At 61.6% G+C, this 12,927-nt stretch carries 13 protein-coding genes; 8 read left to right on the top strand and 5 right to left on the bottom strand.

The features are described 5' to 3' along the window. Nucleotides 1–35: 35 nt before the first annotated feature. Both NKJ89_RS27935 and NKJ89_RS27940 read right to left on the bottom strand, forming a co-directional pair. The gene (locus NKJ89_RS27935) at nt 36–500 is read right to left on the bottom strand and encodes a hypothetical protein (protein WP_352607264.1); all 465 of its coding nucleotides are present in this window, start codon (nt 498–500) and stop codon (nt 36–38) included. 157 nt (nt 501–657) lie between these two features. Continuing rightward, entirely contained in the window at nt 658–1,539 is an 882-nt protein-coding gene (locus tag NKJ89_RS27940) for a DMT family transporter (RefSeq protein WP_352607266.1), read from the bottom strand. Between the two features lie 188 nt (nt 1,540–1,727). Between NKJ89_RS27940 and NKJ89_RS27945 the strand changes: the two genes are divergently transcribed. Beyond that, the gene (locus tag NKJ89_RS27945; protein ID WP_023757519.1) at nt 1,728–2,234 is read left to right on the top strand and encodes a hypothetical protein; all 507 of its coding nucleotides are present in this window, start codon (nt 1,728–1,730) and stop codon (nt 2,232–2,234) included. A 24-nt stretch (nt 2,235–2,258) separates the two neighbouring features. On the opposite strand, the gene NKJ89_RS27950 is transcribed toward NKJ89_RS27945, so the two are convergent. After that, nucleotides 2,259–3,587 carry a DNA polymerase IV gene (locus tag NKJ89_RS27950; protein WP_352607268.1) on the bottom strand — a complete coding sequence of 443 codons (1,329 nt, stop codon included), beginning with the start codon at nt 3,585–3,587 and terminating at the stop codon, nt 2,259–2,261. Nucleotides 3,588–3,652: 65 nt separating this feature from the next. On the opposite strand from NKJ89_RS27950, the gene NKJ89_RS27955 reads away from it, so the two are divergent. Next, on the top strand, nt 3,653–4,228 hold the full coding sequence (locus NKJ89_RS27955; RefSeq protein WP_352607270.1) for a GNAT family N-acetyltransferase: 576 nt from the start codon (nt 3,653–3,655) through the stop codon (nt 4,226–4,228). Nucleotides 4,229–4,418: 190 nt separating this feature from the next. Further along, a complete protein-coding gene (locus NKJ89_RS27960) occupies nt 4,419–5,954 on the top strand; it encodes a hypothetical protein (RefSeq protein ID WP_352607272.1) in 1,536 nt (511 codons plus the stop codon). 12 nt (nt 5,955–5,966) lie between these two features. Here NKJ89_RS27960 and NKJ89_RS27965 read toward each other — a convergent pair whose 3' ends face one another. Together NKJ89_RS27965 and NKJ89_RS27970 are read right to left on the bottom strand one after the other, a co-directional pair. Then, entirely contained in the window at nt 5,967–6,620 is a 654-nt protein-coding gene (locus tag NKJ89_RS27965; protein ID WP_352607274.1) for a hypothetical protein, read from the bottom strand. Beyond that, the gene (locus tag NKJ89_RS27970) at nt 6,617–6,916 is read right to left on the bottom strand and encodes a DUF3572 domain-containing protein (RefSeq protein ID WP_352607276.1); all 300 of its coding nucleotides are present in this window, start codon (nt 6,914–6,916) and stop codon (nt 6,617–6,619) included. Before NKJ89_RS27970 ends, NKJ89_RS27965 begins: the two co-directional genes overlap by 4 nt. 198 nt (nt 6,917–7,114) lie before the next feature. Between NKJ89_RS27970 and NKJ89_RS27975 the strand changes: the two genes are divergently transcribed. The 5 genes from NKJ89_RS27975 to NKJ89_RS27995 all read left to right on the top strand — a co-directional run bounded on the left by NKJ89_RS27975 (nt 7,115) and on the right by NKJ89_RS27995 (nt 12,744). After that, complete coding sequence (locus NKJ89_RS27975; protein WP_352607278.1) at nt 7,115–7,531, top strand: response regulator; 417 nt, start codon at nt 7,115–7,117, stop codon at nt 7,529–7,531. A gap of 33 nt (nt 7,532–7,564) precedes the next feature. Beyond that, the gene (locus tag NKJ89_RS27980) at nt 7,565–8,938 is read left to right on the top strand and encodes a PleD family two-component system response regulator (protein WP_352607280.1); all 1,374 of its coding nucleotides are present in this window, start codon (nt 7,565–7,567) and stop codon (nt 8,936–8,938) included. A gap of 580 nt (nt 8,939–9,518) precedes the next feature. Beyond that, nucleotides 9,519–10,253: a FadR/GntR family transcriptional regulator gene (locus tag NKJ89_RS27985; protein WP_352607282.1), complete on the top strand. Its 735-nt coding sequence runs from the start codon at nt 9,519–9,521 to the stop codon at nt 10,251–10,253. Then, nucleotides 10,250–11,437: a PLP-dependent transferase gene (locus NKJ89_RS27990; RefSeq protein ID WP_352607284.1), complete on the top strand. Its 1,188-nt coding sequence runs from the start codon at nt 10,250–10,252 to the stop codon at nt 11,435–11,437. The genes NKJ89_RS27985 and NKJ89_RS27990 overlap by 4 nt, the downstream gene beginning before the upstream one ends. A gap of 29 nt (nt 11,438–11,466) precedes the next feature. Continuing rightward, nucleotides 11,467–12,744, top strand: coding sequence for an ABC transporter substrate-binding protein (locus NKJ89_RS27995; RefSeq protein WP_023757509.1), 1,278 nt, complete (start codon nt 11,467–11,469; stop codon nt 12,742–12,744). Nucleotides 12,745–12,927 lie beyond the last annotated feature (183 nt).

The raw sequence follows: 12,927 nt of genomic DNA on the forward strand, positions 1-12,927 counted from the left end.
TGGCGGCGGGACCATCCCGCCGCAGTCCAATTCGCTCAGAACTGCGGACTGCCTATCTGACTGTAGCTGATACCGTCGAAAATGATGTCCGACGGGCCGGGAGCCGCCATCTTGCGCTTGTGGCCATCGCGGCAGTCGAACACCGGCCACTCCGTCTGTTGGCAATAGACCTCCTGGCACATTCGGCTAAGGCAATCGCCCTGCGTAAGCAGGAACAGCCTATCGCCGATGCGCCGAACCGTGCTTCCATCGTCTGAACGCCAAGCCCAGGGGATGCGCATCGAGGAAACGAAATCGCCGATAAGACCATTCTGCAAATGCGTGCTCAGGCTTGTTCGATAATGCAGCATGGACGCGGAATAGTCGGCTACGATCTTCGGACCAAAGGCAGAAGCGGTAAGATTGTCCGGCACGTCAAGATGCGTTGCCGCTTCGGCTTGCGCCTTGCTGGTGGCCAGCACCGTCGACACCAATAAAATAGCGACGATCACGACACGCATCGTTGCACGATCTCACGCTGGCACTTTCTTGCTCTTCGTCTCCGGACCATCTCACCCCGCCGCTGCGGCGGCAAGGCGACAATCTCAGGTCAGCGCATAAATTTGCGCAGCCAAGATCTTCACCGGAGGCGTCACCAGGCCAGACCAATGCATCGGGCTAAGACGCGGCGATGTCCGCCGGCTGCGGCGCTTTTCGCTGAAGATTGAGCAGATTGCCCATCAGGATCAACAACGCGCCGCCGGCGGTGAAGGCGTCGATCTGCTCGCTATAGAGCAGCCAGCCGATCAGCGCCGATAGTGGCACGCGCAGGAAATCCATCGGCGAGATGACTGTCGCATCGGCATAGCCAAGTGCGCGCGCCATGCAAAAATGCGACGACATGCCGGTGAAGGCGATCAGCACGATCCATGGCCACAGCTCCGGCGGCGGATTGCGCCAGTCATAGAGTGCCGGAACCAGACCGACCACCGACTGGATGATCAGCATCCAGAAGATGATGCGCACGACGCTGTCCGTTCGCGTCAGCGATTTGACCGTGACCACGGAGATACCGAAGCAGACCGCGGCACCGAGCACGACGAGATGTCCCGGATCGACCCAGCCGACACCGGGGCGCACAATGATCATGACGCCGACCAGCCCCAGCACGATCGCCGCAAGTTTTGGCCGCGAGAGCCTTTCGCCGAGAAAAGCCACCGCCAGGATTGCCGTCCAGATCGGTGTGGTGAATTCGATCGAGATCAACACGGCCAGCGGGATCAGCGTCAGCGCGTAGAGCCAGGCCGCCTGGCCGGTATAGTGGATGACATTGCGGGCGAGGTGGGCGACGGGGCGTTGCGTGCGCATGGCTGGAAAGCCGCCGCTCATCATCACCAGCGGCAGAAGTATGAAAAAGCCGATCACCGAGCGCAGTTCCAGCACCTGGAAGACGTTGAGCTCGGCCGTCGTGGCGCGGCCGGCGACCGACATCGCCAGGAACGAGGCGATCGATAACGCCATCCAGAACGCGGCCTTTGAAATCGAAGGGGTAGGTACCATGCGGGCTGTGTCGCAGGCCGCAGCTTTTGCCGCAATCACTAGTCGCTGCATTCTTCTGGGCCAGTCGCAACGGACGGATGTTGTCAGACAGGCGGAACCTGAAACGGCAAGGGGCGTTGAGCCCGGGTAGCCGACCGTGCCTGTGTCGTGAACTGTCCCACTTTTGCGAGATCGACAAGGAGAGTTCGATGAGATTATTCGCGCAATTCGGCCTTGCTGGATGTCTGTTGGTTGCGGCAGGCGCCGCGCATGCCGACGAGACCAGATTTCTCCAGTCGTTCAATGGCGATTTTACCGGCAAGGGTATCGTCAAGGTGACCACAGACACGCCAACGGTCAATGTGTCCTGTAACTTCAAGTCGAACGCGACGTCGACCTCGTTGTCGCTCGACGGCAATTGCCGCGGACTGATTGTGGTGACGCGCGCCATCAGCGCGGACCTGAAAGCCAGTGGTGCCAAGTATAGCGGCACCTATGTCGGTTCTCGTACCGGGCCGGCGCAACTCAACGGCAGCCGCTCCGGCAACGCGATCAATCTCGGCATCCGCTGGGCCAAGGAGGTCAATGGTGACCGAAGGGCACAGATGACGGTGGAGAAACGCGGCGAGAACGGCATGCGGCTGACTGTCATCGACACCGATCCGAAAACCGGCAAGAGCGTAGTGACAAGCAGGATAGACCTGCAGCGCAGTTGAATTTCAACACGGCGATATGCAGCGTCACTCCTCAAGGGGCTCAGGCGGGTGGGCATCGCGGCCTTTACCGAATGTGTAGCCGGTTTCCACTGCCTTGCGGCCGAACTTGTCGCGCAGGGCGTCGATGGCGCCTTCGGCCATGGCACGCTTGCGCGACCGGACATCGACCAGATCGGGCGGGTCGGCCTTGTCGTCGTCCGAGAGGTCGCTGACGCCTATCCCGAGCAGCCGGTATTTCGTGCCATCGGTTTCCTTTCGCAGAAGCTCTACCCCGGTTTGAAAGATGCGATCGGCGAGCCGGGTCGGGTCGCCGAGCTGGCGGTTGCGCGTGCGCAGCTTGAAATCCTGGGTTTTCAGCTTCAGCACCACGGTGCGCCCGGCAATGCCGGATTTCTTCAGCCGTGCCGAAACCTTTTCCGAAAGCCCTCTCAGCACCGCGACCAGCTCTTCCAGCGACGCGATGTCGGTGTCGAAGGTGGTTTCGGCCGATACGCTCTTGGCATCCTGATCCGGATCGACGCGGCGGACGTCCTCGCCACGCGAAAGCCGGTAGAGCCGGTCGCCCATGGTGCCGTAACGCCGCATCAGGTCGCCACGATCCATTTTCTGAAGCTGGCCGATGGTGCGGATGCCGTCGCGCTCCAGCGTGGCGTTGAACGCCTTGCCGACGCCCCAGATCATGGTGACCGGCTGCACCGCCAGGAAGCCGACCGCCTCGGCCTCGCCGATGACCGAGAAGCCGCGCGGCTTGCGGAGGTCGGACGCTATCTTGGCGAGAAACTTGCAATAGGACAGGCCGGCCGAAACGGTGATGCCGACCTCCTTCTCGACTGCGAGCGCAAAGCGCGCCAAGACCACTGCCGGTGGCAGGCCGTGCAGCCGCTCGGTGCCGGCGAGGTCGAGAAACGCCTCGTCGATCGACAGCGGCTCGACCAGCGGCGTCAGCGCCTGCATCATGGCGCGCACCTCGCGGCCGACGCGCACGTATTTTTCCATGTTGGGGCTGATGACGACCGCCTCGGGGCAGGCTTCGAGTGCCTTGAACATCGGCATTGCCGAGCGCACGCCCTGGATACGGGCGATGTAGCATGCGGTGGACACGACGCCGCGCTTGCCGCCGCCGATGATCAGCGGCTTGTCCTTGAGCGCCGGATTGTCACGCTTTTCGATCGCAGCATAAAAAGCATCGCAATCGATATGGGCCAGATGCAGCCGGTAAAGCTCGGGATGTCGCGCGAGCCTGGGACTGCCACAGCGCTCGCAACGGCGCGCCTCGCTGCGCTGAAATGTCAGGCAGTCGCGGCAAAAACCGTGGTCGGGATTGTTGACAGGAGCCGCCATTTGTGGGAACATACAGAGAACAAACGCAATATTACGACAGCGCAAGACCAGCGACAAGGGTGGTCTGGGGAGAACGCATGAGCACGACCATAGCGCCGTTGACGCCCGCGCTATGGGCGGATTTCGAGGACCTCTTCGGCAAGCAGGGTGCCTGCTACGGTTGCTGGTGCACGCATTTCCGCATGGCGCCGGCGGTGCGCCGCGAAAGCAGCCGGGAGCGCAACAAGGATCACATCAAGGCGCGCATCGAAGCCGGCCCGCCGCCGGGTCTGCTGGCATTCGAGGATGGTCAGGCGGTTGGCTGGATGCAGATCGGACCGCGCGCCGACGTGCCCGAATGGAACAATCAGGGCAGGGGGTCGGCGCCGATCGATCCCGCCGACGCCATGGATCCGGCCGTGTGGGCCATCTCCTGCTTCTTCATCCGCAGCAAGGCGCGCGGCAGGGGTATGACGCATCGCCTGGTCGAAGGCGGCATTGATTTCGCCCGCCGGAATGGCGCCCGGCTGGTCGAGGCCTGCCCGATGGACCTGTCTCGCGATTCGCGTTCGATTGGCCTGTTCGTCGGCTCGTCGCGGGTGTTCGAGAAGGCCGGCTTCGAAAGGCTTGTGGAACGTAAGGTGGGCCGGCCATTGATGCGGCTCGTGCTTTGATCGAGGCATTCTGCTTGGCAGCGTTGTTGTTGATCCCGCCTTGCGGTCGTGACGGTAATTTCATACCAGACGAATAAAGCGTTCCTTCTAAAGCGCATGCGCTTTAGGTTGTTTGTTTGATGCATGTCATTCTCCCGAAACCGGGGCCCACTTATGGGTGACATGCATTACGCCAAAACGGAGAATTCACGTGAACCGTGCCCTGCCATTCGTGTTCCTTCTTGCGTTGAGTGCGCCTGCTTTCGGTCAGACCGTCGACAGTCAGGGTGCGAAGCAATTGTCCGGCGACTTGTCCCGGTATGTCGGCAAGCAGGCGATCGACAAGGGCATTGTGAAGGTTTCGCTCGAAGGCGATGCCTACAAGATCCTGTTTGATTTCAAGGCACTTGCCGCATCGTTTCCGGACCAGAAGCTGGTGAAATTCGACTTCGCGCCCTATGCGCTCATGGTCAAGCCGCGCAGCGATGGGTCCTGGGATGTCTCGATGGACTTTTCGCAAAACGCTTCCTTCGAGTTCAACGGGCCCGAGGGGCTGCAAAGCACACAGCTTTCCATCAAGGACGGCAAGGGGACGGGCGTCTACGATCCCAATCTGGCGGCTTTTACCAGCGGCACCAGCTCCATCGCCGGCATGACGATGGCATCGAAGGATACCAAGCAGCACATCGAAGCCAGCACCGGCGCCGGCACCGCGACTATTGCCGCGAGCAAGTCCGCGACCGGCGGCATCGATTTCACAAGCTCGCAAAAGGTGTCGAGTTTTGTCGAGGCGCTCAATTTCGACGATCCCGAGAGCGGGCTGAAATTCCCGGTCACCCTCAGGTCGCCGGAACTGTCGGTCGAAGCCAGCGGCAAGGGTGTGCGGACAAAGCCGCTGCTTGATCTCCTGGCATTTGCCGTGGCCAATGAGAACGAGGCAACGCTGAAGGCCAACCAGGCGCAACTCAAATCGCTTCTGCGCGCGGCATTGCCGCTTTGGGACCGTGTGGAGGGAACCTACGGCTTCAAGGATTTCGTGGTGGAAAGCCCGGTCGGCAATTTCGGCGCCAACCAGCTCTCCACCGTGTTCGGCACCGACGGTGTCGCCCAGAGCGGCAAAATCACCTATGGCATCAAGGCATCGGGGCTAACCGTGCCGCAGCAGCTGCTGCCGAGCTGGAGCGTCGCGCTGCTGCCCACCGATATCGATCTGAACTTCGGCGGCGCCAATATCGATCTCGACAGCATGGCGAAGAAGTCAATCGAAGCCTTTGATCTTAATCGGGATCCGCCGCTGTCGCCTGAATTCGGCGAGCAGCTCAAAGCCGACTTCATGGCCAAGACGCCGAAGGTCGTGCTCGGCCACAGCACCGTGAAGAACAAAGACACTGAGATCGCGCTGGAAGGCGAGATGACGTTCCCCGGCGAAAAGCCCGAAGGAAACGTGACGGTCGATGTCACCGGCTTCGACAAGATGATCGAAGGCTTGCAGGAGGCGGCAAAGTCGGAGCCGGAGGTGGCGCAATATGTGCCGGTTGCGCTCATGGCGAAGGATTTTGGCAAGGCGCTGCCCGACGGCCGGCTGGAATGGGTCGTCAACGCCAAGGCCGATGGTTCGGTTACCGTCAACGGCGTCATGCTGAAGCCTGCCGATCCGGCGGTCGACGACAGCGTGGATGATGGTGACGGCGGGAACGATGACAGCGGAGACGACAGCGGCGGGGCAGGAGCGAAACTGAATCCATGAGGGGCCGGGGCTTTAGAGCCCCAGCGCGCTCGTGATCCTTGGGGCGGCTTCATGCCAATCCTGTACGACGATGACGTCGTCCGGGACTGGCGGCAGGAATGCGCGCAGCGAATTGTCAGCCATCAAGTGAAACAGCTCGGCATCGGCGACGGCATTCTGTACCGACGCCAGGTTGCGCGGCTGATCGTCGACGAAGACGACCGGCCGGCCCCCTTTGCCGCGAAGCTTGGCCACCGCCGGCCCCTTGGCCATTTCCGTGGTCAGAAGGGGATAGCTCACCCCGAGGGCATCGAGATGGGCGCGGCGCACGGCCCGGTGCCTATGCGGCATAGCCGTAAGCAAGATGATTTGCGCGCGGTCGCCGAGTTCTGCCAAGGCTTCCGCAGCACCTTCCGTGATACTCTGCCAGTCGGCCTGCGCGTCGAAGAAATCGCCCAGAAGTGCGGTGACTTCGGGCTGTTCGATCAGGCGGCCGCTCGCCGTTTCGGCGATGTTTCCGGTCAGCTGGAAGGAGGCCAGCGTAAGATCATAGCCGCGCGCCCTGAGAAAATTCGGAAACGGGCGGATGAATTCGAGCAAGACGTCGTCGACGTCAAGCACCAGCAGCGGGCGGTCGTCAGCTATCAGTTCCTCGATCTGACGCGCGGTTTCAGGATCATCGCTCATATGGAATGCTCGTGGTCGTCGTCACCCAGCGGCAGCGCCCGCAAGGCCTTGCCGATGGCAGCCGGCGGCGTGCCGGTTTCCTCGGCGAAGCGCATCAGCGTCGGCTCATGGGCAAGAATGAACTGCAGGACACCAGCCAGGAAGCCCGGCTCGCTGGCAGCCTGACGGATCGAATGCGCCTCGATGCCGGTGATCGCCAGAAAGCGCGGCAGCAATTCCGGATCGGAGGCGACAAAGCCCAGGGCCTTCACGGCAATGGTTTCCGCCTCTTCACGCATTGACGCTGCGTTTGCCATCATTACCTTCAGTGTGTGGAATGAGTCTCTCCCGCAGTAATGGCAAGAGTTGCTTGCGGCAAGCCATTAGAGCGTGGCGCGCCCTTGGACGCGCAGGAGACGAGGTGGAATTTGCGCTGTTTTCCAGCTGCGGATTTCCGTTTCGTCAATGATATTGCCGTAAAGTGAAGCAGGTTTTGGTGCGTCTAGACATGGCGCATGACGGCCGTCTTCGAGCGGGACGACGACCGGGACGGGATATCGATGCCGAAGAAGGTCATGATCGTCGAGGACAATGAGCTCAACATGAAGCTCTTTCGGGACCTCATCGAGGCAAGCGGTTACGAGACCGTGCGCACCCGAAACGGTCTGGAAGCGCTCGATCTGGCGCGCCAGCACCGGCCTGACCTCATCCTGATGGATATCCAGCTGCCTGAAGTGTCAGGGCTGGAAGTGACCAAATGGCTGAAGGAGGATGACCAGTTGCACGTCATCCCGGTCATCGCGGTGACCGCCTTCGCGATGAAGGGCGACGAGGAACGCATCCGCCAGGGTGGCTGCGAGGCTTATATTTCGAAGCCGATCTCGGTGCCGCGCTTTATCGAAACCATCAAATCCTATTTGGGCGATGCGTGATGTACCTTTTCAGCCGAGCCGGAGCTTTGTGAAATGACTGCACGGATCCTCGTCGTCGACGACGTCCCTGCCAATGTTCGGCTGCTGGAAGTCCGGTTGCTGGCTGAATATTTCGAGGTGCTGACCGCAACCAACGGGCCGGATGCGATTGAGACCTGCGAGAACGGCAAGGTCGATGTCGTGCTGCTCGACGTGATGATGCCGGATATGGACGGCTTCGAGGTCTGCCGGCGGCTGAAGAGCGATCCGGCGACATCGCATATTCCGGTGGTGATGATCACGGCGCTCGACCAGGTTTCAGACCGGGTGCGCGGGCTCGAAGCCGGCGCCGACGACTTCCTGACCAAGCCGGTCAACGATCTGCAACTGATGACGCGCGTCAAGAGCCTTGTCCGGCTGAAATCGCTGACCGACGAGTTGCGGCTGCGCGCCTCGACGACGCGCAACATCGGCATCGAAGAGCTTTTGAGCCGCAATTTCGCAGCCGAAGACACGATGCCGAAAGTGCTTTTGATCGACGAGCGCAAAACATCCGTCGAGCGCATCCAGAAAATGCTGCGCGACCGTGCCGACCTCGACATCTCCAGTGATCCGCATGCCGGCTTCTTCCAGGCTGCCGAGACGTCCTATGAATGCGTGATGATCTCGACGGCGTTCGCCGATTTTGATCCGCTGAGACTCTGTTCGCAATTGCGCTCGCTGGACCGCACTCGCTTCGTGCCGATCATCCTGCTGGCGGAGGAGGGCGAGGAGGAACGCATCATCCGCGGCCTCGAGCTCGGCATCAACGACTATCTGATGCGGCCGATCGACCAGCAGGAGTTGACGGCACGGCTGCGTACCCAGGTGCGCCGCAAGCGCTACAACGACCAGCTGCGCGCCAGCGTCACCCAGACCATCGAAATGGCGGTGACCGATGGGCTGACCGGGCTGCACAACCGCCGCTATCTCGACAGCCATCTGCAGACATTGTTCGATCGCGCCGTGGCGCGGCGCCGGCCGCTGTCGGTGATGATCACCGACCTCGACCGCTTCAAGGCGATCAACGACACGCACGGCCATGACGGCGGCGACGAGGTGTTGCGGGAATTTGCGCGACGGCTGCGCAAGAATGTCAGGGGTATCGACCTTGCCTGCCGCTTTGGCGGCGAGGAGTTCGTCGTGGTGATGCCGGACACCGAAGGCGCGGTGGCCGAGAAGGTGGCCGAACGCATTCGCGCCGAAATTGCCCAAGCGCCTTTTGCCATCGGCCAGGACGGCACGAAGATCGAAGTCACCGTCAGCGTCGGCGTGTCGTCGGTGCTGAAGGGGGTAGATACGGTGGCGGCGCTGATGAAGCGTGCCGACCTCGCGCTCTACGAAGCCAAGAGCGGCGGCCGCAACCGAGTCGTTGCCAAGGCGGCCTAATCGGTTCAGCCCCCAATTATCCAGTCAAGCCGACAGGGTTACCCGTTTACCTTAATCCAAGCGATTCGCGAGCCTTGGTTAAGAAACTGTTGATTTTCATAAGCTCTTGCGCAAGTGTGAAGGCCAAGACGAAGCCGGCACGAGGATAGACAACCGGCTCCGATCTCCAGGAATACCACATGATGCTCAGGTCCGCCGCATCTCCTGGGTCCGTGGGGTCGGCCGGCCGGCGCTGGCACATAGTGGCCTCCTCGTACCGCTGCCAAACGCCGTCCGGCCCCCTTCCTTCCAAAAGAACAGCGGAGCTCCGTACCAAAGACGGGGCTCTGCTTTTTTGCGTGTGAAGATCTGGATACTGTCTTGGCGCGGCGACAGCCGTTCCTTAGTCGCTGTGGATGGCGCGACAAGCTCCTTCGTGGCAACCGAACATCGGGGGAACGGCACCCCCTGGCACGACCCGCTGAAACGGATTGTCGCAACCGTCAACAGCATAAAAAAGGATGGGTGCCCTGGCAATCGATTGACAGGATCTTTCATCTATGCAGAAATTGGTTGGACCATTGGACCACTTGGAGGAAGTGTGGACCAGAACAGCCTGCCACCCATTCAGACAACGGCGCGCGATGACGCCGTGCTGAAGGCGTTGGTGGGATTTGTTCGCGCCGAGGCCTTGCAGCCCGGCGAGAGACTTCCGACCGAGCGTATCCTGGCCGAGCGGCTGAAAGTCAGCCGCAACACGGTGCGCGAGGCGCTGACTCGCTGGGAAGGGCTCGGCCTCGTCGAGCGCCGGCAAGGCAGCGGAACTTACCTCAAGGCGGCCGTCTCACCCGACATGTTGCATATGCCGCTGACGCTGGCGGGCGGCAATGACTTTACCAGCCTGATGCAGACGCTGGAGATCCGCCGCGCGCTGGAGGCAGAGGCCGCGGCCCTTTGCGCCGAACGTGCAAGCCAGACCGATATCGCCGAGATCGCGCGCAAGCTCGACATCATGGAGCAGGCGTTCCGCACGCGCGAAGGCATGTCGTCGGAAGAGGATTGGGAGTTCCACCAGGCGATCTACCGGGTCTCGGGCAATCCGCTGTTCGAGCAGATCATCGCCGCCATGCACGAATTGTTCCACCGCTTCTGGGAGCATCCGCTGGGCGTTCGTGATTTCGGCCACGCCAGCTTTCCCTATCACCGAACCATCTATGAACGCATCGCCGCCCGCGACCCGCAGGGCGCCCGCGCCGAGGCGCTCAAGCTGATCGCCACCGTCGAGGATGATTTGAAGCGCGGTGCCGCCAAACTCAAACTTTCGAGCCAGACATGAACGAGCATCCATCCGGTTTCGATCACGACTATCTTGCCGAGGCGGCGACATTGCTGGCGCATGACGAGCCGTTCCCCGGGGGTGCCGTGGTGCCGCCGATCTATCAAACCTCGCTGTTTACCTTCGCCAGCTATGCCGAGATGGCCGACACTTTTGCCGGCAAACGAAAGCAGCCGATCTATTCGCGCGGCGACAATCCGACGGTGATGGAATTCGAGGCGCGGGTGGCCGCACTCGAGGGTGCCGAGGCGGCGCGCGGCTTTTCCAGCGGCATGGCGGCGATCAGCGCCACGGTGCTTGCCTTTGTCGGTGCCGGCGAGCGCATCGTGGCGGTGCGCAATTGCTATGGCGATGCCTATCGGCTGTTCGAGCGGCTGTTGCCGCGGCTCAAAATCAAGGTCGACTACGTCGACGGTTCCGACCCCGATGCCGTCGCGGCAGCACTTCCCGGCGCCAAGCTGCTCTATCTGGAAAGCCCGACCTCGATGATGTTCGAGGTGCAGGATATCGCGCATCTGACGCGGCTGGCCAAGGAGCAAGGCATCGTCACCACGATCGACAATTCCTGGGCGACGCCGGTGTTCCAGAAGCCGATCACGCATGGCGTCGATCTGGTGCTGCACTCGGCCTCGAAGTATCTCGGCGGCCACAGCGACACCGTGGCCGGCGTGGTGGCGGGTTCCGCTGCTCATATCAGGCACATCAACGAGCAGACCTATTCCTATCTCGGCGGCAAGCTGTCGCCGTTCGAGGCATGGCTGCTGCTGCGCGGCCTGCGCACACTGCCGCTGCGCCTGCCGCACCATATGAAGAGCGGCCTGGCCATCGCCGAACGGCTGAAGGCGCATGGCAATGTCGAGCGGGTCAACCACCCCGTCTATTCGAACCATCCGGGCAAGGCGACGCTGGCAGGCTATGCCGGATTGTTCTCCTTCGAGGTGACGGACGATATCGACATTCCCGTCTTCGTAGACGCGCTGAAATATTTCCGCATTGGCGTCAGCTGGGGCGGGCATGAAAGCCTGGTCGTACCGGCCAAGGCGTCGCTGGAGCAGACGCCGGGCCTGAATTCGATGGCGCGCTTCGGCGTCAGCCCCCGAACCATCCGCTTCAATGTCGGATTGGAGAGTGTCGAGGACCTATGGGCTGACGTCGCCCAGGCCTTCGAAAAAGCCAGAAAATAACAAGCGGGTTCAAAATGGGAGTCTTGAACATGAAAAAACTGACCGTCATGCTTGCCACCGTTGCGGGGCTGGCGATTTCCGCCGGAAGCGCTATGGCCGATTCGACCCTGAAAATGGTCGAAGTCATCACCAGCCCGCCGCGCACCGAATTCCTGAAGAAGCAGATCGCCGAGTTCGAGACGGCCAATCCCGGCGTCAAGGTCGAGCTGATCTCGCTGCCCTGGGGCCAGGCCTTCGAAAAATTCCTGACCATGGTGCAGGCCGGCGATACGCCTGACATCGTCGAAATGCCGGAACGCTGGATGGGCCTCTATGCCAACAATGCCCAACTGGAGGATCTCGGGCCCTACATGGCCAAATGGGACGACGCCAAGACGCTCGGCGACCGTGCCAAGCAGTTCGGCTCGACCGTCAACAACACCCAGTACATGATCCCTTACGGCTACTATGTGAACGCGCTGTTCTGGAACAAGAAATTGTTCAAGCAGGCCGGCCTCGATGGCCCGCCGGCGACGCTCGATGATTTCATCGCCGATGCCAAGAAGATTTCCGCGATCCCGGGCAAGTACGGCTACTGCCTGCGCGGCGGGCCGGGCGCCTTCAACGGCATGCACATGTTCATGAACATCGCCGCCGGCAAGGGTGGCTACTTCAACGAGGACGGCACCTCGACGATCAACGAAGAAGGCTCGGTCAAGGGCCTGCAGATGCTGGCCGACATGTACAAGGACGGCCTGGCGCCGAAGGATTCGGTGAGCTGGGGCTTCAACGAAACGGTCACCGGCTTCTATTCCGGCACCTGCGCCATGCTCAACCAGGATCCGGACGCGCTGCTCGGCATTGCCGACAAGATGAGCGCCGACGACTTCGCCGTGGCGCCATTGCCGGTCGGGCCGAGCGGTAAGTCCTATCCGACACTCGGCTATGCCGGCTGGGCGATGTTTGCCAACTCGCAGCACAAGGACGACGCCTGGAAGCTGATGGCGACGCTTTTGTCGCCGAAGGACAATCTGGAATGGGCCAAGGAAGTCGGGGTCGTCCCGATCCACAACGGCGCCGACCAGGATCCCCATTTCAAGACCGAGCAGTTCAAGGGCTGGTTCACGGAGCTGAGCGACAGCTCCAAATATGAAATGGTGACGCCGCCGACGCATCTGGAGAATCTCGGCAACTTCGTCGACCAGGTGGCGATCAAGAACTTCCAGGAAGTGCTTCTTGGCCAGAAGACGGCCAAGGATGTCGCCGACCAATGGGCTGCCTTCCTGACCAAGGAACAGCAGGACTGGTTGGCGAAGAACAAGAAGTAAGCGCCTTTTCTTCCTTCTCCCCGTTCACGGGGAGAAGGTGGCCCGATAGGGCCGGATGAGGGGCGGCGCCATGCCTCGACAGGTTCGCGCTGCACCTCATCTGCCTGCCGGGGGGGGGGGGGGCGAGACGAGAGAGGGGAGGGCGAGCGGGGGCCCGGGCGCCCGCGGGGGGGGGGGGGAAGA

This window comes from Mesorhizobium sp. M0047, from assembly GCF_040323315.1.
In the GTDB taxonomy this organism is placed as follows: domain Bacteria; phylum Pseudomonadota; class Alphaproteobacteria; order Rhizobiales; family Rhizobiaceae; genus Mesorhizobium.

Coding starts and splice junctions, on each gene's coding strand:
- NKJ89_RS27935 (WP_352607264.1), bottom strand. CDS start 500: ATGCGTGTCGTGATCGTCGCTATTTTATTGGTGTCGACGGTGCTGGCC.
- NKJ89_RS27940 (WP_352607266.1), bottom strand. CDS start 1,539: ATGGTACCTACCCCTTCGATTTCAAAGGCCGCGTTCTGGATGGCGTTA.
- NKJ89_RS27945 (WP_023757519.1), top strand. CDS start 1,728: ATGAGATTATTCGCGCAATTCGGCCTTGCTGGATGTCTGTTGGTTGCG.
- NKJ89_RS27950 (WP_352607268.1), bottom strand. CDS start 3,587: ATGTTCCCACAAATGGCGGCTCCTGTCAACAATCCCGACCACGGTTTT.
- NKJ89_RS27955 (WP_352607270.1), top strand. CDS start 3,653: ATGAGCACGACCATAGCGCCGTTGACGCCCGCGCTATGGGCGGATTTC.
- NKJ89_RS27965 (WP_352607274.1), bottom strand. CDS start 6,620: ATGAGCGATGATCCTGAAACCGCGCGTCAGATCGAGGAACTGATAGCT.
- NKJ89_RS27970 (WP_352607276.1), bottom strand. CDS start 6,916: ATGGCAAACGCAGCGTCAATGCGTGAAGAGGCGGAAACCATTGCCGTG.
- NKJ89_RS27975 (WP_352607278.1), top strand. CDS start 7,115: ATGACGGCCGTCTTCGAGCGGGACGACGACCGGGACGGGATATCGATG.
- NKJ89_RS27980 (WP_352607280.1), top strand. CDS start 7,565: ATGACTGCACGGATCCTCGTCGTCGACGACGTCCCTGCCAATGTTCGG.
- NKJ89_RS27990 (WP_352607284.1), top strand. CDS start 10,250: ATGAACGAGCATCCATCCGGTTTCGATCACGACTATCTTGCCGAGGCG.
- NKJ89_RS27995 (WP_023757509.1), top strand. CDS start 11,467: ATGAAAAAACTGACCGTCATGCTTGCCACCGTTGCGGGGCTGGCGATT.